This window comes from Microbacterium sp. 10M-3C3 (assembly GCF_003931875.1).
Lineage (GTDB): Bacteria > Actinomycetota > Actinomycetes > Actinomycetales > Microbacteriaceae > Microbacterium.
This window is the reverse complement of sequence record NZ_CP034245.1, coordinates 523,739-547,813: the sequence shown is the minus strand read 5'-3', so window position 1 is coordinate 547,813 and position 24,075 is coordinate 523,739. Positions and strand designations below refer to the sequence as shown.

Here is a 24,075-nt window from a genome sequence, read left to right as displayed (position 1 = left end):
GCGTGAGCGTCACCGCACCGGCCGCCCCCGCACGCCCCGCGCGTGCGGGGGCGCCCCGCGTGGCCTTCACGGGTTCGTGGCCCGCGCTCACGGCGTGGTCGGCGGGCCTCGTCCTCGCCGCCCTCGGCGCGGGCGGCGTGACGGCGCCCGGCGGCGCGGTCGCCGCGCGCGCGGCCGGCATCCTCGTCTTCTCGCTCGCCCTCGCGATCCTCGCGTGGGGAACGGTCGCGCTCGTGCGCGCCCGCATGCTCCTCCCGCGCGCCGTCCTCGCGGCGGCCGTCGCGGGGGTCGTCCTCCTCGCCGCGCTCCTCGCGGCCGCGCCCGCGCACACGAGCGTCTACGCGGTCGCGATCGCGATCGGCCTGCTCGTCGTTCTCGCGTGCTTCGCCGCATCCGCCGCGCGCCGCCCGGCCAGCCCTCCCCGCGCGGTCAGCGTGTGGGGGCTGATCCTCGCGGCGGCCGTCATGTCGGTCGTCGTGACCCCCGCGCTGGGTGCGACCCAGGACGCGATCCTCATCCGCGACGACGGCACCGTCCCCGTGGTCACCCACGAGGGCCACTGATCCACGTCAGCCGATCGGCGAGATCGTCCACCCCGCGGTGTGCGCGGCGCCCGGCTCGAGCACGAGCAGACCCGTGTCGAACGGGTAGCGGGCGTCGTTGAACGCGTCGGGCGCGCACGTCATCGGCTCGACCGCCAGACCGATCCGGTGCGCGGGGGATGCCGCGCCGTCGGGCCGATCGGCGGTGTGCACCTGCACCCATGCGCACGTCGCGTCCCACGAGATCGCCGCGCCGAGCCCCGCTGCACCCGTCACCGTCACCGTGACGAGCCCGCCGGCGTCGCGGGCGAGGTCGGTGTACGCGTGGTCGATCTCCGCCGAGCCGATCGGGCGCGCGGCGCGGTAGTCGAACCGCGCGGCGTCGACCTCGACCGACGCGAGGCCGGTCGGTGCGAGCCGGTCGGGCGTGACCTCGAGCACGGTCGCCGCCGGCAGGTGGAGAGTCCAGTCGTCGACGTGCCCCGCGCCCGCCCGCAGATAGGGGTGCGGGCCGGTTCCCCACGGAGCGGCGGTCTCGGATTCGTTCCGCGCCGTCACGGTCTGGTGCAGGCCCTCGGCCGTGAGCGCGTACGTCGTCTCGACGGCGACGCGCCACGGGTAGCCGGTCTGCGGCTCGACGACCGCGGAGAGCGTCACGTGGCTCGGGCCCTTGTCGATCGCCGCGTACTCCGTCCACGGCAGCAGCCCGTGGAGGGCGTGTCCGCGCTTCGGCTCGGTCAGCGCGAGGTCGTGCTCGACGCCGTCGAAGACGTAGACGCCGTCGACGACGCGGTTCGGCCACGGCGCGAGGGTGGCGCCCCGGTAGCCCGGGCGCACCTCGTCGGCGTCGAACGGCACGACGAGGTCGCGTCCGCGGTGCGTGTAGGTGCGCAGCGAGGCGCCGACGCCGGCGATGACCGCCTCGGCGTCACCGGCGCGCAGCAGATGCTGCGTGCCCGACAGCGGTGTGCGCGCCATCAGAGCCCCTGCGCGAGCCGGTAGTAGGCCTGGTTCCAGCGCAGCTCCTTCTGGAACCCGCGCACGGTGGTGTCCTCGTCGATGACGACGAGCTCGGTCTTCGCGATCTCCGCGAAGTCGCGGAACACCTCGATGCCCACGGCCGTCGTCATCACCGTGTGGTGTGCGGCGCCGGCGGCCAGCCAGCAGGCGGCCGACGTGGCGAAGTCCGGCTGCGGCTTCCACACCGCACGTCCCACGGGCAGGTTCGGCAGGTCGGGCGCCTCGACGTTCTCGACGACGTTCGCGACGAGACGGAAGCGGTCACGCATGTCGCTCATCGCGACGACGAGCGCCGGCCCCGGGTCGGCCGTGAAGACCAGGCGCACGGGGTCGTCCTTGCCGCCGATGCCGAGGGGGTGCAGCTCCAGGCGCGGCTTCTGCGTCGTGAGCGACGGCGACACCTCGAGCATGTGGGCGCCGAGGATCTTCTCGTCGCCGGCGACGAGGTCGTACGTGTAGTCCTCCATGAGGCTCGCGCCCCCGGGAAGGCCCGCGCCCATGACGTTCGCGACGCGCACGAGGATCGCGGTCTTCCAGTCGCCCTCGGCGCCGAAGCCGTAGCCCTCGGCCATGAGGCGCTGCACCGCGAGACCGGGCAGCTGCTTCAGAGCGCCGAGGTCTTCGAACGACGTCGTGAAGGCGCCGAATCCGCCCTCTTCGAGGAAGGCGCGCAGCCCCAGCTCGATCGCGGCGCCGTCGCGCAGCGACTGGTGACGCTCGGCGCCGGGGAGCAGCTCGGGCACGACGTCGTAGGAGTCGAGGTACACCTGCACGAGCGCGTCGATGTCGGGCTCGGATGCGGCGGCCACCGCGTCGGCGAGCTCGTTCACGCCCCACGTGTTCACCTGCACGCCGAAGCGCAGCTCGGCCTCGGTCTTGTCGCCCTCGGTGACGGCGACGTAGCGCATGTTGTCGCCGAAGCGGGCCAGCTTGAGCGTGCGGGCCGCGGTCCAGCCGGCGGCGGCGCGCTGCCAGTCCTCGATCTGGGCGAGTACGGCCGGGTGGGAGACGTGCCCGACCACGGTCTTGCGCGCGACGCCCAGGCGGGTCTGGATGTAGCCGAACTCGCGGTCGCCGTGCGCCGCCTGGTTGAGGTTCATGAAGTCGAAGTCGATGTCGTTCCACGGCAGCTCGACGTTGGCCTGCGTGTGCAGGTGCAGCAGCGGCTTCTGCAGTGCGTCCAGCCCGGAGATCCACATCTTCGCGGGGCTGAAGGTGTGCATCCACGCGATGACGCCGATGACGTCGTCACGGCCGTTCACCTCGAGGGCGAGGCGGCGGATGCTGTCCGAATCCTTCAGCACGGGCTTCCAGACGACCTTCACCGGGAGGCCCTCGAGGCCGGCCACGACGGCCTGCGACTGCTCGGCGACCTGGCGGAGCGTCTCCTCGCCATAGAGGTTCTGGCTTCCGGTGACGAACCACACCTCGTAGGGCGCGAGGGACGTGGTCAGGGACGTGCGGGTCATGGGGAGGGTCCTTCGTCGGGGTTTCAGAGGGCGTCGGCGGCCGCCGCCTCGGCGGCGAGACCGGCGCGGTAGCGGTCGAGGAATTCGGCGTAGCCGGCGAGGTCGGCCTCATCGGGCGCGACGGTCTCGGCGGGGGCGTCGGCGAAGACGACGTCCGAGAGGTAGGAGGCGAGGTCGGCGCCGCCGCCGCGCACGACGTAGGCGGCGAGCACGGCCATGCCCCACGCGCCGCCCTCCGACGCCGTCTCGGCGACGGTGACGGGGGCGTTCAGCGCGCCGGCGAGGAAGCGCTGCGCGACGCCCGCGGTGCGGAAGACGCCGCCGTGCGCGTACATCCGGTCCAGCGCCACGCCCTCCTCGTCGAGGATGCTCATGCCCAGGCTCAGCGTGCCGAACACGCCGTAGAGCTGCGCGCGCATGACATTGGCGAGGGTCAGGCGGCTGCCGGGGGTGCGCACGATCATCGGGCGTCCCTCGCTGAGGCCCGCGATGGGCTCGCCCGCGAGGTGGTTGTAGGCTACGATCCCGCCGGCGTCGGGGTCGCCCGCGAGCGCTTCGCGCAGCAGCGTCGCGAACACCGCGTCGGCGTCGAGGGGGCTGCCGGCCGCCTCGGCGAAGCGGCCGAAGACGCCCGCCCACGCGCCGAGCTCGCTCGCGCCGTTGTTGCAGTGCACCATCGCGACCGGGGCCCCGGCGGGCGTCGTGACGAGGTCGATCTCCTCGTGGACGCGCGCGAGCGGGCGCTCCAGCACGACCATCGCGAAGATGCTCGTGCCGGCGCTGACGTTGCCCGTGCGCGGCGCGACGGAGTTGGTGGCGACCATGCCCGTGCCGGCGTCGCCCTCGGGCGGTGCGACGGGAATGCCGGCGCGCAGCGTGCCGGTGGGGTCGAGCCACGCCGCCCCCTCGGCGGTCAGCGTGCCCGCGGCAGCGCCGGCGGGCAGGACCTCGGGGAGGAGGCCGGCGAGCGGCACAGACAACGCCGTGCCCTGCACCGCATCGTCGTAGGCCTCGATGAGGTCGGCGTCGTAGTCGCCCGTCGCCGCGTCGATCGGGAACATGCCCGAGGCGTCTCCGACACCGAGCACGTCCCGGCCGGTGAGGCGGCGGTGCACGTAGCCGGCGAGGGTCGTGAACGAGCGGATGCGGGCCACGTGCGGCTCGTCGTCGCGCACGGCCTGGTGCAGGTGGGCGATCGACCACCGCAGCGGGATGTTCACGTCGAACAGGTCGGTGAGCTCCGCCGCCGCGGCGCCGGTGTTGGTGTTGCGCCACGTGCGGAAGGGGACGAGCAGCTCGCCGTCGGCGTCGAATGCGAGGTAGCCGTGCATCATCGCCGACACCCCGAGCGCGCCGAAGGTGTCGGGGGTCACGCCGTATCGGCGCTCGAGGTCGGCGACGAGGTCGGCGTACGCGGCGCGCAGCCCGCTCTCGACGTCGTCGAGCGCGTACGTCCACAGGCGGTCGACGAACGCGTTCTCCCAGTCGGAGGAGCCGGTGCCGAGCACCGCGGCGGTGTCGAGGTCGATCACGCACGCCTTGATGCGCGTCGAGCCGAGCTCGATGCCGAGGGCGGTGCGGCCGGCGCGGAGCGCCGCGGCGCCGTCGGCGGAAGAGGGCTCGCTCGTCGGCGCGGAAGTCGTCACGGGGTCTCCATCGGTCTCGGGATCGTGGGAATGTTACCGGTAACACCGCGACGGCGCGACCCCCGGCCCGAGGGAGTTCAGGAGGAGATCGTCGAGGCGCGCACCACGAGCTCCGGAGCGCCCGGGTCGGGGGCGTCCTCGCCGACGACCGCGGCGACCGCGCGGCGGGCCTCGCCGACGAGATCGAGCCGCACGGTCGTGAGCGCGGGACGGTAGTACGCGGCGTCCGGATTGTCGTCGAAGCCCGTGATGCCGACGTCGCGCGGCACGTCGACGCCCGCGCCCCGCAGGCCCGCGATCAACCCGAGCGCCATCTGGTCGTTGGCCGCGACGATCGCCGTCGGGCCGCCGGCCGTCGCGAGTGCGGCGGCGGCGGTCGTCGCCACGGCGGCCCCGGATGCGGCGCTCCAGTCGCCGTGCCAGCGCGCCGCGGGTGCGAGTCCCGCCTCGGACAGTGCCGCGGCGACGCCGCGCGAGCGCGCGGCGGCCTCGGTCCAGTCGGCGGGCCCCGCGAGCTCCGCGATGCGGACGTGCCCGAGCGCGCGCACGTGCCGGACGGCGAGCGCCGCTCCCTGGGCCTGCCGTTCGGCCCCGACCCCCTCGTGCAGCACGACGACCGGCACCGTCGACGCCGCGGCGGCGACGACGTCGCGCGTGCGGGTGTGGGCGGCGACGAGCACGATGCCGTCGACCCCCTGCGACAGGACGTGCTCCACGGCCGCCTGCACCGAGCCGGTGTCGTCGGCGTCGGCGTAGGCCGTCGCGATCCACCGTCCGCGCTCGCGCGCGGCGGTCTCGAGCGCCGCGATGCCCGCGGAGGGTCCGTACAGGGCGGCGTTCGTCGCGACGACGCCGAGCGTGCGCGTCGTGCGCGTGCCCAGGGCGCGCGCGGCGTTGTTCATGCGGTACCCGAGCGCCGCCACGGCCTCGAGCACGCGGGCGCGTGTGTCGTCGCGGATGCCGGCGTACCCGTTGAGCACCCGCGACACGGTCTGCGGCGAGACCCCGGCGGCGCGCGCGACGTCCCGCACGCCCACGCGCGGGGGCGTCGCCGCTGCATCCGGCGCCATAGCGTCCTCCGATCGCTCACCCTAGGGCACGCACGGCCCCGGCCCGCCGCGACGGTGGCACCCTGGAGGGGTGAGCTCTTCCCCGACGCGACGCGAGCCGCTGCGGGCGCGACTGCTCATCGCGCTCGCGGGCGACCCCGACGGCATGCCGCCGTGGGTGCGCGCCCTCGCCGACGGGGACGACGCCGGGTACTTCGCCGAGGACGGTCCGGCGTGGGTCGTCCATGCCGGAACGGGCACGTTCGTGGCGGGGATCCGCGCGCTCCTCGTGCAGGCGCTGCATCCGGGCGCCCTCGCGGGCGTGCACGACTGGTCGCGCTACCGCGAGGACCCGATCGGCCGCCTGACCGGCACGGTGCGGTGGATCATCTGCACCACGTACGGCTCGAGGGCCCAGGTCGAGCGCGAGACCGCCCGCGTCGCGCGCTTCCATCGGCGGGTCACCGGCGAGTACACGGCGGGCGGCGGCGAGCGCGCGCCGTACGACGCCGCCGACCCCGGTCTGTCGGATTGGGTGCATGCGGCGTTCGCCGACGCATTCCTCACGTGTCATGAGCAGTGGGGCGATCCGATTCCGGGCGGCCCCGACGCGTACGTCGCCGAGTGGGCGACGGCCGGCCGCCTCATGCGTGTGGCCGCTCCCCCGACCACGGCCGCCGAGCTGCGCGCACGGATCCGCGGCTACCTCGACCACGGCGAGCTGCGCGGCGACGCCCGCACGCGCGAGGTCGTCCGGTTCCTGCGCCGCCCGCCGTTCCCCGGCGCCATGGGCGTGGCGTACCGCGTGCTGTTCGCGGCGGCCGTCGCGACCCTCCCGCGGGAGTTCCGCCGGATGCTGGGCCTGCGCCGCAGCCCGCTCCCCGTCGTGACCGCCACGCGGGTGATCCTGCGGATCTCCGCACGTGCGCTCGGCTCGGGTCCGCGCGCGCAGGATATGGCACGGCTACGGCTGCGCCGCCTCGAGCGTGAAGCGGCGGCGGAGGGCACGCGATGAGCGCGGAGGATCCCCGGCAGGCCGCGGCCCGCTACCGTTTGGCGCGCGACGGGGAGGCCACGCCGGATGCTGCGGAGCAGCCGCCGCGCGGATCGACGGCCGCCGAGCGCGCGGCGTACGTCGAGACGGCGATCCAGCAGGCGATCCGTCGGGGCGACTTCGACGACCTGCCCGGCGCCGGCAAGCCGCTCGACCTCGGCGCGGCGCACGATCCGGACTGGTGGATCCGTCGCAAGATCCAGGCCGAGCAGCTCACGGGGCTCGGCCCGCCGGCGCTCACACTGCGCGTCGAGCACGCGGAGATGGCCGAGCGCCTCGCCGCGTTCGCGCGCGAGGACGACGTGCGCGCCGCGGTCGAGGACTTCAACCGCCGCGTCGTGGAGGCCCGGCGCCAGCTCCTCGGCGGACCTCCGGTCGTGACGCCCCTCCACGACGTCGAGGCCGATGTCGCCGCGTGGCGCGAGCGCCGCGCCGAGCGCGAGCGGGCGCCCGCCGCATCCGCCCCGCCGCCGCCGCGCCGACGGTGGCGGCGACGACGCCGCTAGGTTCGGAGCGTGACCGACTCAGCGATGACCCTGCGCGGCCTCGTCAAACGCTTCGGCGAGAAGACCGCCGTCGACGGACTCGATCTCGAGGTGCCCGCGGGTTCCTTCTACGGGCTCGTCGGACCCAACGGCGCGGGCAAGACCACGACCCTGTCGATGGCGACCGGACTCCTGCGCCCGGACGCGGGCACCGCCGAGATCCACGGCGTCGACGTGTGGCGGCAGCCCGTCGAAGCCAAGCGCATGATCGGCAACCTCGCCGACGGCGTGCGGCTGTTCGACCGCCTGACCGGTGAGCAGCTCGTCGTGTACACCGGCATGATGTTCGGCCTCGCGCGCGACGAGGTCGCCGCCCGCACCGCCGACCTGCTGCGTCTCATGGACCTCGCCGAGGCCGCCGCGATGCCGGTCGTGGACTACTCCGCCGGCATGACGAAGAAGATCGCGCTCGCGTGCGCGCTCGTGCACGCGCCGCGCCTGCTGGTGCTCGACGAGCCCTTCGAGTCGGTCGACCCGGTCTCGGCCGCGAACATCGAGGACATCCTGCGCGACTACACCGCCGGCGGGGGCACGGTCATCGTCTCGAGCCATTCCATGGACCTCGTTCAGCGCATGTGCGACCACGTCGCCGTCATCGCGCGAGGACGCCTGCTCGCGGCGGGCACCGTCGACGAGGTGCGCGGCGACCAGACGCTGCAGGACCGCTTCGTCGAGCTCGTCGGCGGCCGTCACCGATCGGAGGGGCCGGAGTGGTTGCGACAGTCCTGAGGATCCGCTTCCGGATCCTCGGAAACACGCTCGCCCGCAACCCATGGCAGCTCGTCGGGTTCATCGTCGGGTCGCTCTCGGCGCTGTGGCTGCTGCTGCTCGCGGGCGTCGGCCTGTTCTTCCTCGGCAACCTCGGACTGGATGCGGCGCGCGCGACGGTGACGGTCGCGGGGGCCGTGCTGACCCTCGGGTGGGTCGTGGGGCCGGTGTTCGCGGCGGGCGTGGACACCACGCTGGACCCGGCCAAGCTCGCCCCGTTCCCGCTCAGCACGACGCGCATGATGGTCGCGATCACCGCGGGCGGGGCGACCGGCATCCCCGGCATCGCGACGACCCTCGGCGCCCTCGCGACGTTCGCCTTGTGGTGGCGGTGGCCGGTCGCCGCCCTCGCCGCGATCGTGTGCGTGCCGGTCGGCGTCGCCGTGTGCGTCGTCGCGTCGCGCGCGGTCGCGTCGTTCGCGGCGGGCCTGGGCGGCCGCCGCCGCACGCGCGAGCTGATCGCCCTCCTCGCGTTCGTCGTGGTGATCTTCGCGAGTCCGTTGATCCTCGGCATCCTGAGTCTCGTGCGCCTCGCCGCCCGCTCGGGCGTGCAGCTGGACGGCATCGTCGAGGCGCTGTCGTGGACGCCGATCGGGGCGGCATGGGCCGTGCCGGGCGACCTCGCCGCCGGCGCCGTCGTGCCCGGCGTCCTGAAGCTCCTCATCGCGGCGGCGACGCTCGCCGTGCTGTGGCTGCTGTGGCACCGCAGCCTCGCGTCGTCGCTCGTGGCGCCGCCCGCGCGCTCGTCCGCCCGCGGCGGGAAGGCGGGGGCGCTCGGGTGGTTCGGCGTCGTCCCCACCGGCCCCGTCGGCGCGACGTGGGGGCGCTCGCTGACGTACTGGCTGAAGGATCTGCGCTACACCCGGCAGCTGCTGATCGTCCCGTTCCTCCCGATCGCGGTGCTGCTGTACACCGGGTTCGACCTCACGACCCCCGTGTTCGCGCTCTCCGGTGTGTTCGTCGGCTTCTTCCTCGGCGTCCTCCCCTACACCGACGTGTCGTTCGACGGCACGGCGTTCGCGACCGTCGTGCAGACCGGGATCAGCGGGCGCGCCGACCGAGCCGGGCGCTCGCTCGCCGCCGCATCCGTGGGGCTTCCGCTGCTCGTGGTCGCGACGCTCGTCACGGTCGCGCTGTCGGGGCGCTGGGCGCTCCTTCCCGCCGCACTCGGCGCGGGCATCGCGCTGCTGCTCGCCGGTTACGGCGTCAGCGCGGTCAGCTCGGCGATGCTCATCGTGCCGACGCCCGCTTCCGGCGACAACCCGTTCAAGCGCGTGCCCGGGGCGACGTTCGGGATGTTCCTGGCGTTCCTGGCGTGCTGGGTCGCGGCCGTGGCGCTGTCCTCTCCGGCCCTCGTCGCGGCGATCGTGTCGGTCGTGACCGGATCGGCGGGTGCCGCGTGGCTCGCCCTCGCCCTCGGCGTCGTGATCGGCCCCGCCGTCGCGGCGCTCGGCATCACCGTCGGCGGCCGCGCGTTCGACACGCGCGCGCCCGCGCTCCTGGCGCGACTGCGCGCGCTCAAGGGCGTCTGACCGGAGTCGGTGGCTCTCGCGCCGACCGGGGTGTTCAGTCCTCGTCGAAGGTGACGTGCATGGGCGGGCTGCCGGTCATCCATTCCTCGAGCGGCTGCACCGGCTGCGAGATGTACGCGCGGTGCAGCGGCTGGTTGAGGTCGTCGATGATCGCCGAGAAGACCTTCCTGCGCTCACCCGGGTCGAGCACCGGTGTCGCGACGGCCGCGAGCGGGCTCCTGCTCGGGCCGGCCGTGGCCGCCGCGAGCTAGAGGCTCGCCAGGGCCTCGGCCCGGGCCACGAGGGCACGAGCACGCGCGAGGGCGGGCGCGTACGACCCGTCGACGTCCCCCGGCGGCGATGCGGCGAGCAGCGCGCGGGCCTCGGTCACCTCGGCGGGCGCGGGCGTGAAGCCGGCATGCGCCCCCGACACCGCCGCGGCGTCGAGCACGAGCGTGCCCGTGAATCCGACGGATGCGGCGTGCGCAGCGGCCGTCCGGGCGTGCGACACCGGTCCGCACGGCCCGTCGATCGGCCCCGCGATGCCCGCGGCCGCGCTGGCCACGGTGAGCTGGGCGCGCGGCCACGCGAGCGCGACCGGGTCGGCCGACATCCCGGTGTCGCGACGGAAGTCGCCGATGCCGAAGGCCAGACGCGACGTGCGCGGGTGCGCCGCGATGGCGGCGGCGGCCAGCAGCGCCGTCGCCGTCTCGATCATCGCGACGACGGGGACCGAGGCGTTCAGGCGCCGGTCGACGAGGTCGAGGTCGGCCGGCGATGCGCACATCGCGAGCACGACGCCGCCGAGGCGGTCGCCGAGGGCGGCGGCCAGGGCCAGGTCGGCGTCGCCGTCGGCGGTGCCGGCGGCGCTGATCCGCAGCCACACCGGCGCGAGCTCCGCCGCGCGCAGCGCGCGCGACCGCCCCTCGTCCTTCCGGCTCGCGGGCAGGCCGTCTTCGAGGTCGAGCACGACGACGTCGGCGCGCGGCGCGTCCGGGGCGATCTCACCCGCCAGCGGAGAGCGCAGGAGCCACGTGCGGGCATGACGTACGCGCGCGGCGGCGGGGGCGGCCGAAGCCGTCCCCGCCGCCGTGGGATGTGCGCTCACGAGCGGCTCCGCGCGGCGGCCTCCGCCTCGGCGCGGGCGCGGAAGCTGTCGAGCGACGCGGTGTCGACCGTGGCGACGGGCTCGCCGGTCTCGTCGCCGCCCACGCGGTCCTGCTCGCGGGCCGCGGCGCCGTGCGGGTCGCCGGTGAGCATCGACTCGTCGAAGGGCAGCCGGCCGGCGAGCACCTCACGGACGCGGGCGCCGTCGTACTGCTTGGTCCACGAGCCGATGAGGAGCGTCGCCACGGCGTTGCCGGTGAAGTTCGTCACCGCGCGGGCCTCCGACATGAACCGGTCGATGCCGACGATCACGCCGACGCCGTCGACGAGGTCGGGGCGGTAGGCCTGCAGGCCGCCGGCGAGGGTCGCCAGGCCCGCACCCGTGACACCGGCGGCGCCCTTCGAGGCGATGATCATGAAGATCATGAGGCCGATCTGCTCGCCGATCGACATCGGGTTGCCCAGCGCCGTGGCGATGAACAGCGAGGCCATCGTGAGGTAGATCGCAGTGCCGTCGAGGTTGAAGGAGTAGCCGGTGGGCACCGTGATGCCGACGACGGGCTTCGAGACGCCGAGGTGCTCCATCTTCGCGATGAGGCGGGGCAGGGCGGCCTCCGAGGAGGAGGTGCCGACGATCAGCAGGTACTCGCGGCCGAGGTACTTCATGAGCGAGAAGATGTTGACCCGGGTGACGGCGTACAGCAGCGTGCCGAGCACGACCGCGATGAACAGGAAGCACGTCAGGTAGAACGCGCCCATGAGGATGCCGAGGCTGATCACGGCCTGGAACCCGGTCTTGCCGACGACCGCCGCGATCGCGCCGAACGCACCGAGCGGGGCGAGCCACAGGATCATGCCGAGGATGCGGAAGACGAGCACCTGGAAGCTGCGCACCGCCTCGACCATGCGCTGGCCGCGCTCGCCCATGCGCTGCAGGGCGAAGCCGACGAGCAGGGCGATGAAGAGCACCTGCAGGATGCTGCCGCCGGTGAACGCGGAGAAGAACGTGGTGGGGATGATGCCCATCACGAACTCGGTGGTCGTGGACGCCTCGCCCTCCACCTGGTAGGTGGCACCCGCGATGTTCAGGCCCTCGCCGGGGTGGATGATGTTGCCCACCACGAGGCCGATCGCCAGCGCGAAGGTCGACATCACGAGGAAGTAGATGAGCGCGAGGCCGCCGATCTTGCCGACCGTCGCGGCCTTGGCGATCGAGCCGATGCCGACCACGATCGTGCAGAAGATCACCGGCGCGATCATCATCTTGATGAGGTTGACGAAGCCCTTGCCGATCGGTTCGAGCGCCTGCCCGACGGTCGGGAAGAGCAGGCCCACGAGGATGCCCAGCCCGACGGCGGCGATCACCGCGATGTAGAGCCAGTGGTTGCGGTCGATGCGCTTGCGCGGCCGTCCGTCCCGGGTGGTGCGAAGGGAGAGTGCCATGTGCGTCATTCCTCTCTGGATAACGACGGGGTCCGGCGTCGGTGCCGGGATGCGACGATGCTGGCCCGCTCGCGGCCGCCCGGCCAGTTGTGGTCGTAGTGTTCACGCCGCCGGCGTCCGCGGCGGTGCAGGATGAACGGGTGAGACTCAGCGTCGGAGCCCGCCTCGCGCTCGTGGCCGTGGCCACGGCGCTCGTGACCGGCGCCGTGCTCTCGATCGTGCTCGCCGTGCAGCTCGCCGACTCCGGCCGTCGCGAGGCCGAGTCGGTCACCCGCTCGGTCGCCGAGACGCTCGCGCACGAGCCGGCGATCGCCCGCCTCGTGGCCCAGGGCGACAGCGGTGAGCTCCAGCCCATCGCGCAGGACGTGATGGCGGACGCCGACGTGTCGTTCGTGACGGTCATGACCCTCGACGGCATCCGCCTCACCCATCGCGACCCCGCCGAGATCGGGCGCCCCTACCTCGGGTCGACCGCCCCCGCCCTCGCCGGCGCGACCTTCACCGAGGTCTACGAGGGCACGCTCGGCCCGTCGGTGCGCACGATCGCACCCATCTACGCCGGCGGCGGCGGGGACGGCGCGATGGTCGGCATGGTGTCGGTCGGCGAGACGCTCGACTCCGTGCAGGAGCAGCTCGCCCCGCGCGTGCCGCTCATCGTGGGGGCGACGGCGGGCATGGTGGGGCTCGGACTCCTCGGCGCGCTGCTCGTCCGACGCTCGGCGCGGCGCGTCGCCGGCGCACTCACGCCCGACGAGTTGAGCCGCATGGTCGCGAACTACGAGACGGTGCTGCACTCGATCCGCGAGGGGCTCGTGGTCACCGACGGATCCGGTCGCATCCGCCTCTACAACGACGAGGCCGCCGATCTGCTGGGGCTTCCGCCCGCCCGCAGCGGCCTCGTCTCGATCGACCCGTCGGAGCTGGAGGTCGGCGAGGCGCTGCGCGACGCCCTGCGCGAGGGGCGCCGCATGGTCGAGGAGACCGTCGTCGCGGGAGACCGCGTGCTGCTGATCAACCAGGAGGAGGCCCGCGACCTCACCGGCCGCCGCTCGCCGCAGCGCGGGCACGTCATGACCCTGCGCGATCGGTCCGAGCTGCAGAGCCTCCTCGGCGAGCTCGAGAGCGTCCGCAGCCTCACCGAGACCCTGCGGTCGCAGACGCACGAGCACGGCAACCGCCTCCACACGGTGCTCGCGCTGCTCGAGCTCGACCGCGTCGACGATGCGCGCGAGCTCCTCGTCGAGACCGCCGAGCACCGCCAGCCGCTCACCGACCGACTTGTCGGCGGCGCGTCGGATGCGGCGGTCGCGGCGCTGCTGCTCGGCAAGCTCGACGACGCGGGCGAGCGCGGCGTCTCGCTCGAGCTCGACGTGCCCGACGACGCACCGGCGCTCCCGATCCCCGCCACCGACGCCGTGACGATCCTCGGCAACCTCGTCGACAACGCCCTCGACGCCGCCGCGGCCGGCCAGGAGCCGCGCTGGGTGCGCGTGCGGGTGCGCGCCGACGGCGACGGCGTCGTGCTCGCCGTCAGCGACAGCGGCCCGGGCTTCGACCGCGACCTCGCCGACCCGTTCGCGTTCGGGGCGACCACGAAGCCCGCCGACGCGGCGGGCGGGCGGGGTGTCGGGCTCGCCCTGGTGCGCGACATCGTCGCCGCGCACCACGGATCAGTGGCGGTCGCGGCGGCCCCCACCACCGTGACGGTGACGCTGCCGTGATCCGCGTCCTCATCGTCGACGACGACCCGCTCGCACTCGAGCTTCACGCCGCGTACGTCGGCCGGGTCGACGGCTTCGAGGTCGCGGGGCTCGCCTCCTCCGCGCGCGCCGCCCTCACGGCCCTCACCGACGCGACGCGCGCGATCGACCTCGTCCTGCTCGATCTCACCCTCCCCGACGGCGGCGGGCTCGACGTCGCGCGGGTCGTGCGCGCGCAGGGGTCGACGGTCGACATCATCGCCGTCACGGCGGTGCGCGACGCCGCGACCGTGCGCGCCGCGGTGTCGCGCGGCATGATGCACTACCTCATCAAGCCGTTCACCTTCGCCGCGTTCCGCGAGCGCCTCGAGTCGTACCGCTCGTACCACGAGGGCATCGCGCGCACGGACGAGGCGACCACCCAGTCGGAGGTGGACGCGCTGCTCGGCGCGCTGCGCGCGGCGCCCCCGCCGCTGCCGAAGGGCCTCGGCGAGGAGACCCTCGCGGCGGTCGCGGCGCGGCTGCGCGCCGCCGACGGCGCGCTGTCGTCCACCGAGGTCGCAGAGGGGGAGGGCATGTCGCGCGTGACCGCGCGACGCTACCTCGAGCACCTCGTGGAGACGGGACGCGCGTCACGGGTCCCGCGCTACGGCGGGCCCGGCCGTCCGGAGATCACGTACGCGTGGTCGCGCTGACGCGCGCGGCGATCGCGGCGACGTCCGCCGGCGTCGTGCCGCAGCATCCGCCGATGAGGCGCGCGCCCGCCGCCGCCCAGCCCGGCGCGAGGTCGGCCACCCCGCTCGCCTCGCCCCGCCACGTGCGCGTCGACGCGTCCCACGTGCGTCCGGCGTTCGGGTAGGCCACGAGCGCAGCCCCGGCGGGCGCCGCCGCCAGCAGCGCCGCGGTGCGGGCCGGTCGGCAGCAGTTGACGCCCACCGCGAGCACGCCGCGCGCTCCGGCCGCGGTCCGCAGCGCCGCGCGCAGCCCCCGCGCGTCGAGCGCGGTGCTGTCGCCCGACATGCTGACGAACGACGGCACGCCCAGAGCGTCGAGCTCCGCGGCCAGCACCTCCGCCTCGAGGGGCGACGCCACCGTCTCGACCGCGAGCACGTCGGCGCCGGCATCGGCGAGCGCCGCGAGGCGGCGGCGGTGCCACGCGCGCAGCTCCGCCGCATCCCGCCCGTAGTCGCCCGTGTACTCGCTGCCGTCGGCGCGCACGGCACCGTAGGGACCGACGGATGCGGCGACCCATCGCGCGCCGCTGTCGCGCGCGACGGCGACCGACAGTCGGATGAGCCGGTCGACCTCGCCGTCGGGGAGGGCGGCGCCGTAGCCGAGCTGATACGAGGCCGAGATGACGACCTCGGCGCCGGCGGCGACGAAGTCGGCGTGCGCGGCGCGCACGAGCTCGGGGTCGTCGCGGAGCACGCGCGCCGACCACAGCTCACCCGAGACGTCGGCGCCGCGCGCCTCGAGGTGGGTGCCGAGGCCGCCGTCCAGCACGACGACGCGCTCGCGCAGCGCGGCGCCGAGGTCATCCGTCATGACACCGACGCTAGTGCGCCGACACGACGGAACGCCCCGCCCGGGGGTGAGTCGGGCGGGGCGTTCGTCTGGGCGGCTCAGTCCTTCGTGAAGGCGTCCTTCACGTCGCCGGCCGCCTTCTTCGCGTCGGCCTTGACCTGATCGGCCTTGCCCTCCGCAACGAGCTTGTCGTTGTCGGTGGCCTTGCCGATGGCCTCCTTCGCCTTGCCGGCGAGGTCCTGCGCGGTGTTCTTGATGTCGTCGCCGAGTCCCATGATCGGCTCCTTTCTCTGTTCGGTGCGCCCGGGTGGGCGCGGGGTTGTGGTGGTGCGGGTCAGCGGGTCGCGCGCTCGCCCGCGAGGGCGGTGCGCAGACCGGTCGTGATGTGGACCACGGCCGGCAGCGGCGTGCCGAGCACGGCGTCCATGCGGTCCATCGCGGCACGGAGGTCGCGCATCAGCGCGGGGAGGTCGGGGTGACGGCGCGTGAGCACGGTCACGGCGAGCACCCGGCGGCGGCGCACCGTGTAGCCGGCGACCTTGACGCCGGCCACATCCGGTGCCGACGAGAGCGCGTCGCGCACGATGTCGGCGAGGGCGGCGGCGTCCACGCGCACGTCGTCGGTCGCGATCGCGAAGCGGGTCCGGCCGCGGCCGCGCGAGGCGACCCAGGCCACCGCGATGACGAGCGCGACGGCGGCGGCGGCGATGATGCCCCACGACACGATCGGGTCGTCGGCGGCCACGACCAGCGGCAGCGGGGCGCCGGTGACCTGGGGCCACGCGATCACGGCGGCGACGGCGAGGAAGCCGAGTCCGACGAGCAGCAGCAGCACGCGGTTGAGGAACCGGTTGGACTGCGTCATGCGATCACGCCCTCTCGTTCGACGGTGACGCGCGGGGTCAGTCCCGGGCGCAGGCCCAGGGCGGTGACGGTCGCGACGGACGCCTGCTGGGCCGCGTCGCGGGCGGGCGGGAAGCCCGTCGTGGGGGTCAGCTGCACGCGGGCGCGCCGGTGTCCGACGGCCGTGCGTACCTGGCTGCGGCCGACGCCGGCCGCGGTCGCGGCGCTGCGCGACAGGCCGCTGGCGAGCACGTCGTCGTCCAGGACGACGGTGAAGCGCTCCTCCGAGACCTCGCGGCGCGCGAGGCGCCCGGGCAGGACCGCGAGCAGCACGAAGACGACGCCGATGACGGCGAGGACGACCGCCGCCACCCACGCGATCGCGGGCTGGGCCTGGGCCGTGTCCCACAGCTGGGCGGGGGTGGCCACGAGCGCCGGGCGACCGGCGAGCGCGAGCCCCGCCTCGACGGCCAGGTAGAGCCCGATGAGCGCCGCCAGCACGAGCGCGGTCGACACGGCCGCGCTCCGCGAGCGGTACCGCAGGCGACGGCTGCTGCGGCGCAGCACGCCGTCGGCGTTCTGCGTGCTCATGATGCCCTCCTGTCGTCGAAGTGGATGCGGGTCACATGGACGGTGACCCGGGTGACCGCCGCTCCCGTGAGGCGCTGCGCGCCTTCGGTCACGTCGGTGCGGACGCGCTCGATGCGTTCGAGCACCGGGGCGCCGTCGCCGGAGACTGCTCCGGTGACGTGGACGATCAGGCGCCCGCCCTCGTCGGCCGCGCGCACGGTGACATCGCGCGGGCGCACCCCCATCGACCGCGCGCTGACGGCGGCCAGCAGCCGCTCGTAGGCGCGGGGGGCGATCGTGACGTGACCGGGGATCACGGGGCGGGCGGGGGCGACGGTCGCGCCCCCGCTGGTGGGGGCGACGACCTCGACGGCGCTCATCCGACCCGGCGCCCGCGGGCGGCGTCCAGCGCCGCCCGCAGGTCCAGCCGGCCGGTCACGGACGCTCCGATGAGGGCCCCGATGCCGCCGAAGAGGGCGACGAGGAGGAAACCCCAGAATCCGAACGCCAGTGCGGCGAACGCCAGCGCGACCCCGGCGAGGGTGCCGTAGAGGATGCCGTTCACTGGACTCGCGACTCCTCGGCGTCGTCGTCATCGCCCGGGATGTACACGTCGACGACGGTCACGTTGATCTCGGCGACCTTCAGGCCGACGAGCTCGGTGATCGCCTCGGCCACGGCCGAGCGCACCTCGGCGGCGACGCGCTGCAGCGGCTCCGGGTAGTCCACCTGGATCTGCAGGTCGACCGCGACCTCCTTCTCGCCCACCTCGACGCGCACGCCCTGGGCGAAGTCCTTCGCGCCCACGGCCTCGCGGATGTTGCCGAGCACGCGGGCGGCGCCGCCGCCGAGCGCGTGGACGCCGGGCACCTCACGCGCGGCGATGCCGGCGATCTTGGCGACGACCGGGTCGACGATCGTGGTCTTGCCCGCCTCGGTCGTGGCGAGGGGGGCGTTCGTGGTGGGCTGTGCCATGTCTGCGTCCTTTCGTCAAGCGGTGCCTTCGGACCGCTGTGAGTGTTTCGCTACGTAGACGCCGCCGGATCGGGAATCGTCACGATGCGGATGCTGAGAGTCACCTGACAGAGAGCCACCCGCATGACCGCTCTGACGGCCGCACCCGACGGCCTCCTGGCCGCCCGTGCCGCCGACGGCGATCAGCTCGCCTTCGGCGTGCTGGTGCGCCGGCACGCGCCGTTCCTCGTGGCGTTCGCGACGCGGCTCACCGGCTCGCGCGCCGACGCCGACGACTGCGTGCAGGAGGCGCTGATCACGGCGTGGCAGCGCCTGCCCGAGCTCGCCGAGCCCGACAAGGTGCGCAGCTGGCTCACGACGATCGTGTCGCGGAAGGCGACCGACCGGCTGCGCCGCCGCAAGCCCACGGAGCAGATCGTGGACGACGCCGTGATCGCGCTCGACGACCCCGAGCGCAGCGCCGTGCGATCCTCGCAGATGGAGGCGCTCTCGCGCGTGCTCGGCGAGCTGCCGGAAGACCAGCGGGTGGTGTGGGTGCTCAAGGAAGTGAGCGGATACAGCTATGACGAGATCGCGGAGCAGGTGGGCGTCTCCGCCGCCACCGTGCGGGGGCGCCTCGCGCGGGCCCGCAAGACCGTGATCGAGCGGATGCAGGAATGGAGGTGACGGGGATGACGGACGACGTGGACGACGCCGACGCGCGCGGCGTGGGCGGGTCGGGCTACACGCTCGAAGACCTGTCGGCCTATCTCGACCGCGGTCGGCGCCCGGCCATCGCGGCGATCGACACGAATGCGGAGTGCCAGTCGGTGCTCGCCTCGATGGAGCGGATGGGGGCGCTCTCGCGCGCCCTCGTCGCGCACGAGAGCACGCGCCCGCTCGACGAGAAGTGGTACGACGGCATCATGCAGGAGGTGATGCGGGAGTTCCGGGCGGGGTCGGACATCCCGCTCCTGCCGCACGACCCTGATGCGGGCCTGTTCGTCACGGAGGGCGCGCTGTACGAGCTCGTCCGCGCGGCAGGCGACGAGGTGCCCGGCATCCTCGTCGGCCGCACGAAGCTGCGCCGTGACGACGAGACGGGCGCGTTCGACGTGACGATCACCGTGAGCGTGCGCTTCGGCGAGCGCGTGGAAGAGGTGGCCACCGCCGCGCGCGCGGCGGTGGCCGCGGCCATCCAGAGCCAGGGGGAGCTGCGTGTGGGGCGCGTCGACGTGACGGTCGACAACGTGCACATGGACGAGGACGAGGGGGAGCGATGAGCGAGCAGACCGTGCCCGCGGCCGGCGGAGGGACCGCCGCCGCACCGACGACCGACAGCATCGGGGTCGACGTCGACACCGCGGCACGAGCGGTGCCCGGCGTGGCCGCCGTGTACGCCGCGCGCCCGATCGTCGCCCGCGCGGTAGACCATCTCGCACGCGGCACGGCGGCCCTGTCGTCGGTGCAGGTGTCGCCGTCGTCCGCCGAGGCGACCGTGAGCATCGGCGTCGAGCTCGGCCGCGACTCGGCCCGCGTCGCCGAGGCGGTCGCCGCGCGCGTGCGGACGGTGCTCGCCGCGCACACCTCGGCCGCACCGGTCGTGCGCGTGCGCGTCAGCCGGCTCGTGCTCACCGCTCCCGGCGACTGAGCCGCGCGGGGTCAGCGCGCGGCGATGCGGGTCGTCAGCTGGTGCGCGTGCGAGAGCAGCACCCGTCCGAGCTCGGCGATGCGCTCGGGGCCGAAGCGGAACTCCACGCCCGTGAGGCTCAGCGCCCACTGCGGATGCCCCTCGCGCGTGAACACCGCGGCTCCCATCCCCCAGCTGCCCTCGACGATCAGCCCGGGGTTCACCGCGTAGCCGCGCTCGTGCGTCTCGCGCAGGCGCGCGCGCAGTCGCTTCTCGCCGTGGGCGGCGCCCCACCGCCGCGCGAGGTCGGGGTGCCGCTCGAAGTACGCGTCCACATCGTGGGACGGGAGGAACGCGAGGATCGCAAGCCCCGCGGACGCGACGCCGAGCGGGAACCGCACGCCTTCGGCGAGCACGAACGAACGGATCGGGAAGCTCCCCTCCTCGCGCACGAGGCAGACGGTCTCATCTCCCCGTCGCACGGAGAGGAACGCGCTCTCCTCGGTGCGCACCGCGAGCGAGCGCACGATGTCGCGCGCGATCGCGGTGATGTCGTAGCGCGCCGCGGCCACGGTGCCCATGAGGTACAGCTCGGGTCCCGGCGCCCAGCGGCCGGTGGCGTCATCGCGGTCGACGAGGCCCTCGCGCTGGAGCGCGGCGAGCAGCCGGTGTGCGGTCGGCCGCGTGAGGTCGGCGCGCTCGGCGAGCGCCGACACCGCGGCACCCTCCGCTCCCGCGGCGGTCACGAGGCGCAGCAGCCGCGCTGCCCGCGCGATCGCCTGCGCGCCGGGCACCGTACGCGTCGCTGCATCCGTGTCCACGATATGGACGCTACGTCGGCGGGTATCCATATGGCAAGCGCGGATGCGGCGACGCGCCCGCCACGCGCGCACGATGGGGAGAGCGCCCGCCGCACCGACGCGGCCTCTCACGACGAAGGAGTACGCGTGATCGACAAGACCTGGCCCTCGGCGGCCGAGGCCGTCGCCGACATCCCGGACGGCGCCTCGCTCGCCGTCGGCGGCTTCGGCCTCTCCGGCAACCCCATCGCCCTCATCGACGCGCTCCTCGCGCAGGGCACGACCGATCTGTCGGCCGTGTCCAACAACTGCGGCGTCGACGACTGGGGGCTCGGCGTGCTGCTGAACGCCCACCGCATCCGCAAGATGACATCGTCGTACGTCGGCGAGAACAAGGAGTTCGAGCGGCAGTTCCTCTCCGGCGAGCTCGAGCTCGAGCTCACGCCGCAGGGCACGCTCGCCGAGAAGCTGCGCGCCGGGGGCGCCGGCATCGCCGCGTTCTTCACGCAGACCGGCGTCGGCACGCAGGTCGCCGAGGGCGGTCTCCCTCGCCGTTACGACGGTTCGGGCGGCGTCGCCGTCGCCTCGCCGAAGAAGGACGTGCGCACGTTCGACCTCGGTGCGGGCGAGCGCGACTACGTGCTCGAGGAGGCGATCGTCACCGACTTCGCGCTCGTCCACGCCCTGCGCGGCGACCGCCACGGCAACCTCGTCTTCAACAAGGCGGCCCGCAACTTCAACCCGCTCGCCGCGATGGCCGGGCGTGTGTGCATCGCCGAGGTGGAGGAGCTGGTCGAGCCCGGCGACCTCGACCCCGACACGGTCCACCTCCCCGGCGTCTACGTGCACCGCATCGTCGAGGTGGGCACCGGCATCGAGAAGCGCATCGAGCGACGCACCGTGCGCGCCGCCGCCGCAGAGGGGAACTGACATGGCGCTCACCCGACAGGAGATGGCCGCGCGCGCGGCCCGCGAGCTCGCCGACGGCGCGTACGTGAACCTGGGGATCGGCCTGCCGACCCTCGTCCCGAACTACGTCCCCGACGACGTGACGGTCGTGCTGCAGTCGGAGAACGGCATCCTCGGCGTCGGTCCGTACCCGACCGAGGACGCCGTCGACCCCGACCTCATCAACGCCGGCAAGGAGACCGTCACGACCCTTCCCGGCGCGGCGTTCTTCGACTCGGCGCTGAGCTTCGGCATGATCCGCGGCGGCAAGATCGACGCCGCGATCCTGGGCGCGATGCAGGTCTCCGCATCCGGCGATCTCGCGAACTGGATGATCCCGGGGAAGATGGTGAAGGGCCCGGGCGGCGCGATGGACCTCGTCCACGGCGCCGCTCGCGTCATCGTGCTCATGGAGCACGTCGCGAAGGACGGCTCCCCCAAGATCGTGCACGCCTGCTCGCTGCCGCTGACCGGCAAGGGCGTCGTCGACCGCATCATCACCGACCTCGCCGTCATCGACGTCACCCCCGACGGACTCGTCCTCGTCGAGACCGCCCCCGGCGTGTCGGTGGAGGATGTCATGGCGGCCACCGAGCCGTCCCTGACCGTCCGCATCCCCGAGGAGCAGAACGCATGAGCACCGACGACGTCGTCATCGTGGCCGCCGCCCGCACGCCGCAGGGCCGGCTGAAGGGGCAGCTGGCCGCCCTCACCGCCACCGAGCTCGGCGGCATCGCGATCCGCGGCGCGCTCGAGCGCGGCGGTATCCCTGCCGACGCGATCGACGCCGTGCTCGTCGGCCAGGTGCTGCAGGCCGGCGCCGGCCAGAACCCCGCGCGCCAGGCCGCGATCGCGGGCGGACTCGGCTGGAACGTGCACGCCTCGGCGGTCAACAAGGTGTGCCTGTCGGGCCTCACGGCCGTCATCGACGGCGCCCGGATGCTGCGCTCCGGCGATGCGACGGTCGTCGTCGCGGCCGGCATGGAGTCGATGACCCGCGCCCCGCACCTGCTCATGAACTCGCGCACCGGCTGGAACTACGGCTCGATCGAGGCGCTCGACCACATGGCGTACGACGGCCTCACCGACGCGTTCGACCGCGAGAGCATGGGCGCATCCACCGAGCGCGCGAACGCGCGCTTCGAGGTGACACGCGAGGCGCAGGACGCCGTCGCGGCCCGCTCGCACCAGCGCGCCGCCGCGGCGCAGCAGGCGGGCGTCTTCGACGCCGAGATCGTGCCGGTCGAGATCCCGCAGCGCAAGGGCGCGCCGATCGTCGTCACCGCCGACGAGGGCATCCGTCCCGACACGACCGTCGAGACCCTCGCGGGCCTGCGCCCGGCGTTCGCCGAGGGCGGGTCGATCACGGCCGGCAACTCGTCGCAGATCTCCGACGGCGCATCCGCGGTCGTGCTCACCACGCGCGCCGTGGCCGAGGAGCGCGGCTGGGACGTGCTCGCGACCCTTGGCGCCGTCGGCCAGGTCGCCGGCCCCGACAACTCGCTGCACGAGCAGCCCGCGCGCGCGATCGCGCAGGCCGTCGAGCGGCAGGGCATCGCCACCGCCGACCTCGACCTCGTGGAGATCAACGAAGCGTTCGGCGCCGTCGTCGCCCGGTCGCAGGCCGAACTCGGGCTGTCGGACGACGTCGTGAACATCCACGGCGGCGGCATCGCGATCGGCCATCCGATCGGCGCGTCCGGCAACCGGCTCGTCGTGCACGCCGTGCACGAGCTCGTGCGCCGCGGCTCGGGCACGGCCGCGGTGGCGCTGTGCGGCGGCGGCGGTCAGGGCGACGCGCTCATCCTGACCCGCTGACCTCAGAGGCGCACGAGGTCGACGTCGCGGAGGGCGCCGTCCTCGACGGTCGCGGTCAGGTACGTCTTGTACGGCTGGCGGCGGCGGTCGGTGGGCGAGCCGGGGTTGAGGAGACGGAGGCCCCGCGGGGTCGTGGTGTCCCACGGGATGTGGCTGTGCCCGAAGACGAGCACATCCGTGTCGGGGAACGCTGCATCCATGCGCGCCTCGCGCCCGGCGGCCGCTCCGGTCTCGTGCACGACCGCGAACCGCACGCCCTCGATGTCGCGGCGGGCGACCTCCGGCAGCCGTGCGTGCAGGTCGGCGCCGTCGTTGTTGCCCCACACCCCCAGCACCTGGCCGTGCCGCTCGAGCTCGTCGAGGACCGCCGCGGTGACCCAGTCGCCCGCGTGCACGATGAGATCCGCCGCATCCGCCGCCCGCAGCACCGCCTCGGGGAGCGCCTTCGCCCGCACCGGCACGTGCGTGTCGGCGACGACGAGCAGCCGTGTGGTCATGCCGCGCGGCCCCGTATCCACCGCGCGGCCGCGTCGGCGAGGTCGGCGACCGGCGCGATCACGTCGAGCGCGGCACCCGCCTCATCGGGCTGCAGCGGCTCGAGGGTCGCGAGCTGCGATGCGAGCAGCGTCGCGGGCATGAAGTGACCGACCCGCGCCGCCGCCCGCTGCGTGAGCAGCGCGTCGGCGCCGGTCAGGTGCACGAACACAGTGCCCGGCGCGGCCGCGCGGAGGCGGTCGCGGTACGCCCGGCGCAGCGCCGAGCACGCGACGATCACGCCGCCGTCCGCCTCCCCCGCGGCGAGCTCGGCGCCGACCGCGTCGAGCCACGGCCACCGGTCGTCGTCGGTGAGCGGGATGCCGGCCGCCATCTTCTCGACGTTGACGGGCGGATGCAGGTCGTCGGCGTCGTGCCACGGCACCCCGAGCAGCAGCGCGAGCGCCGCCGACACGCTCGACTTCCCGGCGGCCGAGACCCCCATCACGACGATCGGCGGCAGCGCTGCGGGCATCCTCCGAGCCTAGCCACCCCACCCCGACACGAATTCAGGCTGGCCACGGTCGCACCGACTGACCGGGCGCGGAATTCCGGCCCGGGCGAGCCCGCCGGCGACGGCGCAGCCTGAATACGTGCGGA

The 24,075-nt window shown here is 74.2% G+C and carries 30 protein-coding genes; 13 read left to right on the top strand and 17 right to left on the bottom strand.

Annotated elements, in window-relative coordinates:
• Positions 1–2 precede the first annotated feature (2 nt).
• Positions 3–563: a hypothetical protein gene (locus EI169_RS02545; protein WP_125130708.1), complete on the top strand. Its 561-nt coding sequence runs from the start codon at positions 3–5 to the stop codon at positions 561–563.
• Positions 564–569: 6 nt separating this feature from the next.
• On the opposite strand, the gene EI169_RS02540 is transcribed toward EI169_RS02545, so the two are convergent.
• The 4 genes from EI169_RS02540 to EI169_RS02525 form a co-directional block, all read right to left on the bottom strand.
• Positions 570–1,520, bottom strand: a complete 951-nt coding sequence (locus EI169_RS02540) for an aldose 1-epimerase family protein (RefSeq protein ID WP_125130706.1) — start codon at positions 1,518–1,520, stop codon at positions 570–572.
• The gene (gene araA / locus EI169_RS02535; protein WP_125130704.1) at positions 1,520–3,031 is read right to left on the bottom strand and encodes an L-arabinose isomerase; all 1,512 of its coding nucleotides are present in this window, start codon (positions 3,029–3,031) and stop codon (positions 1,520–1,522) included. The genes EI169_RS02540 and araA overlap by 1 nt, the downstream gene beginning before the upstream one ends.
• 23 nt (positions 3,032–3,054) lie before the next feature.
• Positions 3,055–4,677 carry an FGGY-family carbohydrate kinase gene (locus EI169_RS02530; protein WP_125130702.1) on the bottom strand — a complete coding sequence of 541 codons (1,623 nt, stop codon included), beginning with the start codon at positions 4,675–4,677 and terminating at the stop codon, positions 3,055–3,057.
• A gap of 77 nt (positions 4,678–4,754) precedes the next feature.
• Positions 4,755–5,747, bottom strand: coding sequence for a LacI family DNA-binding transcriptional regulator (locus EI169_RS02525; protein ID WP_125130700.1), 993 nt, complete (start codon positions 5,745–5,747; stop codon positions 4,755–4,757).
• 145 nt (positions 5,748–5,892) lie between these two features.
• Between EI169_RS02525 and EI169_RS02520 the strand changes: the two genes are divergently transcribed.
• Genes EI169_RS02520 through EI169_RS02505 form a run of 4 tightly spaced genes read left to right on the top strand, consistent with a single transcriptional unit; the run spans position 5,893 to position 9,625 of the window.
• Positions 5,893–6,741 carry an oxygenase MpaB family protein gene (locus EI169_RS02520; RefSeq protein ID WP_125133289.1) on the top strand — a complete coding sequence of 283 codons (849 nt, stop codon included), beginning with the start codon at positions 5,893–5,895 and terminating at the stop codon, positions 6,739–6,741.
• Complete coding sequence (locus tag EI169_RS02515) at positions 6,738–7,286, top strand: DUF1992 domain-containing protein (protein ID WP_125130698.1); 549 nt, start codon at positions 6,738–6,740, stop codon at positions 7,284–7,286. The genes EI169_RS02520 and EI169_RS02515 overlap by 4 nt, the downstream gene beginning before the upstream one ends.
• A gap of 24 nt (positions 7,287–7,310) precedes the next feature.
• Positions 7,311–8,054: an ABC transporter ATP-binding protein gene (locus EI169_RS02510; RefSeq protein ID WP_125133288.1), complete on the top strand. Its 744-nt coding sequence runs from the start codon at positions 7,311–7,313 to the stop codon at positions 8,052–8,054.
• Positions 8,036–9,625, top strand: coding sequence for a hypothetical protein (locus EI169_RS02505; protein ID WP_125130696.1), 1,590 nt, complete (start codon positions 8,036–8,038; stop codon positions 9,623–9,625). Before EI169_RS02510 ends, EI169_RS02505 begins: the two co-directional genes overlap by 19 nt.
• Positions 9,626–9,659: 34 nt before the next feature.
• Here the strand turns inward: EI169_RS02505 and EI169_RS16490 are convergent, their stop codons facing one another.
• From EI169_RS16490 to EI169_RS02495, 3 genes are read right to left on the bottom strand one after another with little or no spacing between them, the layout of a single operon-like run.
• Positions 9,660–9,815: a hypothetical protein gene (locus tag EI169_RS16490; protein ID WP_164515407.1), complete on the bottom strand. Its 156-nt coding sequence runs from the start codon at positions 9,813–9,815 to the stop codon at positions 9,660–9,662.
• 57 nt (positions 9,816–9,872) lie between these two features.
• Entirely contained in the window at positions 9,873–10,712 is an 840-nt protein-coding gene (locus EI169_RS02500) for an aldolase/citrate lyase family protein (RefSeq protein WP_125130694.1), read from the bottom strand.
• Positions 10,709–12,154 carry a cation:dicarboxylase symporter family transporter gene (locus EI169_RS02495; RefSeq protein ID WP_125130692.1) on the bottom strand — a complete coding sequence of 482 codons (1,446 nt, stop codon included), beginning with the start codon at positions 12,152–12,154 and terminating at the stop codon, positions 10,709–10,711. The genes EI169_RS02500 and EI169_RS02495 overlap by 4 nt, the downstream gene beginning before the upstream one ends.
• A gap of 140 nt (positions 12,155–12,294) precedes the next feature.
• On the opposite strand from EI169_RS02495, the gene EI169_RS02490 reads away from it, so the two are divergent.
• Together EI169_RS02490 and EI169_RS02485 are read left to right on the top strand one after the other, a co-directional pair.
• Complete coding sequence (locus tag EI169_RS02490) at positions 12,295–13,875, top strand: ATP-binding protein (RefSeq protein ID WP_164515406.1); 1,581 nt, start codon at positions 12,295–12,297, stop codon at positions 13,873–13,875.
• Positions 13,872–14,549 carry a response regulator gene (locus EI169_RS02485; RefSeq protein ID WP_125130689.1) on the top strand — a complete coding sequence of 226 codons (678 nt, stop codon included), beginning with the start codon at positions 13,872–13,874 and terminating at the stop codon, positions 14,547–14,549. The genes EI169_RS02490 and EI169_RS02485 overlap by 4 nt, the downstream gene beginning before the upstream one ends.
• On the opposite strand, the gene mmuM is transcribed toward EI169_RS02485, so the two are convergent.
• The 7 genes from mmuM to EI169_RS02450 form a co-directional block, all read right to left on the bottom strand.
• A complete protein-coding gene (gene mmuM, locus EI169_RS02480; protein ID WP_125130687.1) occupies positions 14,527–15,399 on the bottom strand; it encodes a homocysteine S-methyltransferase in 873 nt (290 codons plus the stop codon). The two genes, EI169_RS02485 and mmuM, sit on opposite strands and share 23 nt — an antisense overlap.
• A gap of 77 nt (positions 15,400–15,476) precedes the next feature.
• The gene (locus EI169_RS02475; RefSeq protein ID WP_125130685.1) at positions 15,477–15,653 is read right to left on the bottom strand and encodes a CsbD family protein; all 177 of its coding nucleotides are present in this window, start codon (positions 15,651–15,653) and stop codon (positions 15,477–15,479) included.
• A gap of 59 nt (positions 15,654–15,712) precedes the next feature.
• On the bottom strand, positions 15,713–16,243 hold the full coding sequence (locus EI169_RS02470) for a hypothetical protein (RefSeq protein WP_125130683.1): 531 nt from the start codon (positions 16,241–16,243) through the stop codon (positions 15,713–15,715).
• Positions 16,240–16,812, bottom strand: a complete 573-nt coding sequence (locus tag EI169_RS02465; RefSeq protein ID WP_125130681.1) for a DUF6286 domain-containing protein — start codon at positions 16,810–16,812, stop codon at positions 16,240–16,242. Before EI169_RS02465 ends, EI169_RS02470 begins: the two co-directional genes overlap by 4 nt.
• Complete coding sequence (locus tag EI169_RS02460; protein WP_125130679.1) at positions 16,809–17,171, bottom strand: hypothetical protein; 363 nt, start codon at positions 17,169–17,171, stop codon at positions 16,809–16,811. The genes EI169_RS02465 and EI169_RS02460 overlap by 4 nt, the downstream gene beginning before the upstream one ends.
• Positions 17,168–17,356 (bottom strand): DUF2273 domain-containing protein, encoded by a 189-nt coding sequence (locus tag EI169_RS02455; RefSeq protein WP_125130677.1) that lies wholly within the window; start codon positions 17,354–17,356, stop codon positions 17,168–17,170. Before EI169_RS02455 ends, EI169_RS02460 begins: the two co-directional genes overlap by 4 nt.
• A complete protein-coding gene (locus tag EI169_RS02450; RefSeq protein ID WP_125130675.1) occupies positions 17,353–17,766 on the bottom strand; it encodes an Asp23/Gls24 family envelope stress response protein in 414 nt (137 codons plus the stop codon). Before EI169_RS02450 ends, EI169_RS02455 begins: the two co-directional genes overlap by 4 nt.
• 123 nt (positions 17,767–17,889) lie before the next feature.
• Between EI169_RS02450 and EI169_RS02445 the strand changes: the two genes are divergently transcribed.
• The 3 genes from EI169_RS02445 to EI169_RS02435 are packed head-to-tail and all read left to right on the top strand — an operon-like array spanning position 17,890 to position 19,396.
• Entirely contained in the window at positions 17,890–18,432 is a 543-nt protein-coding gene (locus EI169_RS02445; protein ID WP_125130673.1) for a sigma-70 family RNA polymerase sigma factor, read from the top strand.
• 5 nt (positions 18,433–18,437) lie between these two features.
• Positions 18,438–19,028 carry an Asp23/Gls24 family envelope stress response protein gene (locus EI169_RS02440; protein ID WP_164515405.1) on the top strand — a complete coding sequence of 197 codons (591 nt, stop codon included), beginning with the start codon at positions 18,438–18,440 and terminating at the stop codon, positions 19,026–19,028.
• A complete protein-coding gene (locus EI169_RS02435; RefSeq protein WP_125130669.1) occupies positions 19,025–19,396 on the top strand; it encodes a hypothetical protein in 372 nt (123 codons plus the stop codon). The genes EI169_RS02440 and EI169_RS02435 overlap by 4 nt, the downstream gene beginning before the upstream one ends.
• An 11-nt stretch (positions 19,397–19,407) precedes the next feature.
• Here the strand turns inward: EI169_RS02435 and EI169_RS02430 are convergent, their stop codons facing one another.
• Entirely contained in the window at positions 19,408–20,226 is an 819-nt protein-coding gene (locus tag EI169_RS02430; RefSeq protein ID WP_125130667.1) for an IclR family transcriptional regulator, read from the bottom strand.
• Positions 20,227–20,322: 96 nt separating this feature from the next.
• On the opposite strand from EI169_RS02430, the gene EI169_RS02425 reads away from it, so the two are divergent.
• Genes EI169_RS02425 through EI169_RS02415 form a run of 3 tightly spaced genes read left to right on the top strand, consistent with a single transcriptional unit; the run spans position 20,323 to position 22,941 of the window.
• Positions 20,323–21,105: a CoA transferase subunit A gene (locus EI169_RS02425; RefSeq protein ID WP_125130665.1), complete on the top strand. Its 783-nt coding sequence runs from the start codon at positions 20,323–20,325 to the stop codon at positions 21,103–21,105.
• 1 nt (position 21,106) lies between these two features.
• Positions 21,107–21,760 carry a CoA transferase subunit B gene (locus EI169_RS02420; RefSeq protein WP_205783861.1) on the top strand — a complete coding sequence of 218 codons (654 nt, stop codon included), beginning with the start codon at positions 21,107–21,109 and terminating at the stop codon, positions 21,758–21,760.
• Positions 21,757–22,941 carry an acetyl-CoA C-acetyltransferase gene (locus EI169_RS02415; RefSeq protein ID WP_125130663.1) on the top strand — a complete coding sequence of 395 codons (1,185 nt, stop codon included), beginning with the start codon at positions 21,757–21,759 and terminating at the stop codon, positions 22,939–22,941. The genes EI169_RS02420 and EI169_RS02415 overlap by 4 nt, the downstream gene beginning before the upstream one ends.
• Positions 22,942–22,943: 2 nt before the next feature.
• Here the strand turns inward: EI169_RS02415 and EI169_RS02410 are convergent, their stop codons facing one another.
• Entirely contained in the window at positions 22,944–23,438 is a 495-nt protein-coding gene (locus EI169_RS02410) for a metallophosphoesterase family protein (protein ID WP_125130661.1), read from the bottom strand.
• A complete protein-coding gene (locus EI169_RS02405; protein WP_125130659.1) occupies positions 23,435–23,950 on the bottom strand; it encodes a gluconokinase in 516 nt (171 codons plus the stop codon). Before EI169_RS02405 ends, EI169_RS02410 begins: the two co-directional genes overlap by 4 nt.
• Between the last annotated feature and the right edge of the window lie 125 nt (positions 23,951–24,075).

Coding starts and splice junctions, on each gene's coding strand:
- EI169_RS02525 (WP_125130700.1), bottom strand. CDS start 5,747: ATGGCGCCGGATGCAGCGGCGACGCCCCCGCGCGTGGGCGTGCGGGAC.
- EI169_RS02415 (WP_125130663.1), top strand. CDS start 21,757: ATGAGCACCGACGACGTCGTCATCGTGGCCGCCGCCCGCACGCCGCAG.
- EI169_RS02515 (WP_125130698.1), top strand. CDS start 6,738: ATGAGCGCGGAGGATCCCCGGCAGGCCGCGGCCCGCTACCGTTTGGCG.
- EI169_RS02440 (WP_164515405.1), top strand. CDS start 18,438: ATGACGGACGACGTGGACGACGCCGACGCGCGCGGCGTGGGCGGGTCG.
- EI169_RS02450 (WP_125130675.1), bottom strand. CDS start 17,766: ATGGCACAGCCCACCACGAACGCCCCCCTCGCCACGACCGAGGCGGGC.
- EI169_RS02435 (WP_125130669.1), top strand. CDS start 19,025: ATGAGCGAGCAGACCGTGCCCGCGGCCGGCGGAGGGACCGCCGCCGCA.
- EI169_RS02445 (WP_125130673.1), top strand. CDS start 17,890: ATGACCGCTCTGACGGCCGCACCCGACGGCCTCCTGGCCGCCCGTGCC.
- EI169_RS02470 (WP_125130683.1), bottom strand. CDS start 16,243: ATGACGCAGTCCAACCGGTTCCTCAACCGCGTGCTGCTGCTGCTCGTC.
- EI169_RS02540 (WP_125130706.1), bottom strand. CDS start 1,520: ATGGCGCGCACACCGCTGTCGGGCACGCAGCATCTGCTGCGCGCCGGT.
- EI169_RS02420 (WP_205783861.1), top strand. CDS start 21,107: ATGGCGCTCACCCGACAGGAGATGGCCGCGCGCGCGGCCCGCGAGCTC.
- EI169_RS02475 (WP_125130685.1), bottom strand. CDS start 15,653: ATGGGACTCGGCGACGACATCAAGAACACCGCGCAGGACCTCGCCGGC.
- mmuM (WP_125130687.1), bottom strand. CDS start 15,399: ATGACGGATGACCTCGGCGCCGCGCTGCGCGAGCGCGTCGTCGTGCTG.
- araA (WP_125130704.1), bottom strand. CDS start 3,031: ATGACCCGCACGTCCCTGACCACGTCCCTCGCGCCCTACGAGGTGTGG.
- EI169_RS02510 (WP_125133288.1), top strand. CDS start 7,311: ATGACCCTGCGCGGCCTCGTCAAACGCTTCGGCGAGAAGACCGCCGTC.
- EI169_RS02410 (WP_125130661.1), bottom strand. CDS start 23,438: ATGACCACACGGCTGCTCGTCGTCGCCGACACGCACGTGCCGGTGCGG.
- EI169_RS02495 (WP_125130692.1), bottom strand. CDS start 12,154: ATGGCACTCTCCCTTCGCACCACCCGGGACGGACGGCCGCGCAAGCGC.
- EI169_RS02430 (WP_125130667.1), bottom strand. CDS start 20,226: ATGGATACCCGCCGACGTAGCGTCCATATCGTGGACACGGATGCAGCG.
- EI169_RS02405 (WP_125130659.1), bottom strand. CDS start 23,950: ATGCCCGCAGCGCTGCCGCCGATCGTCGTGATGGGGGTCTCGGCCGCC.
- EI169_RS02460 (WP_125130679.1), bottom strand. CDS start 17,171: ATGAGCGCCGTCGAGGTCGTCGCCCCCACCAGCGGGGGCGCGACCGTC.
- EI169_RS02465 (WP_125130681.1), bottom strand. CDS start 16,812: ATGAGCACGCAGAACGCCGACGGCGTGCTGCGCCGCAGCAGCCGTCGC.
- EI169_RS02520 (WP_125133289.1), top strand. CDS start 5,893: ATGCCGCCGTGGGTGCGCGCCCTCGCCGACGGGGACGACGCCGGGTAC.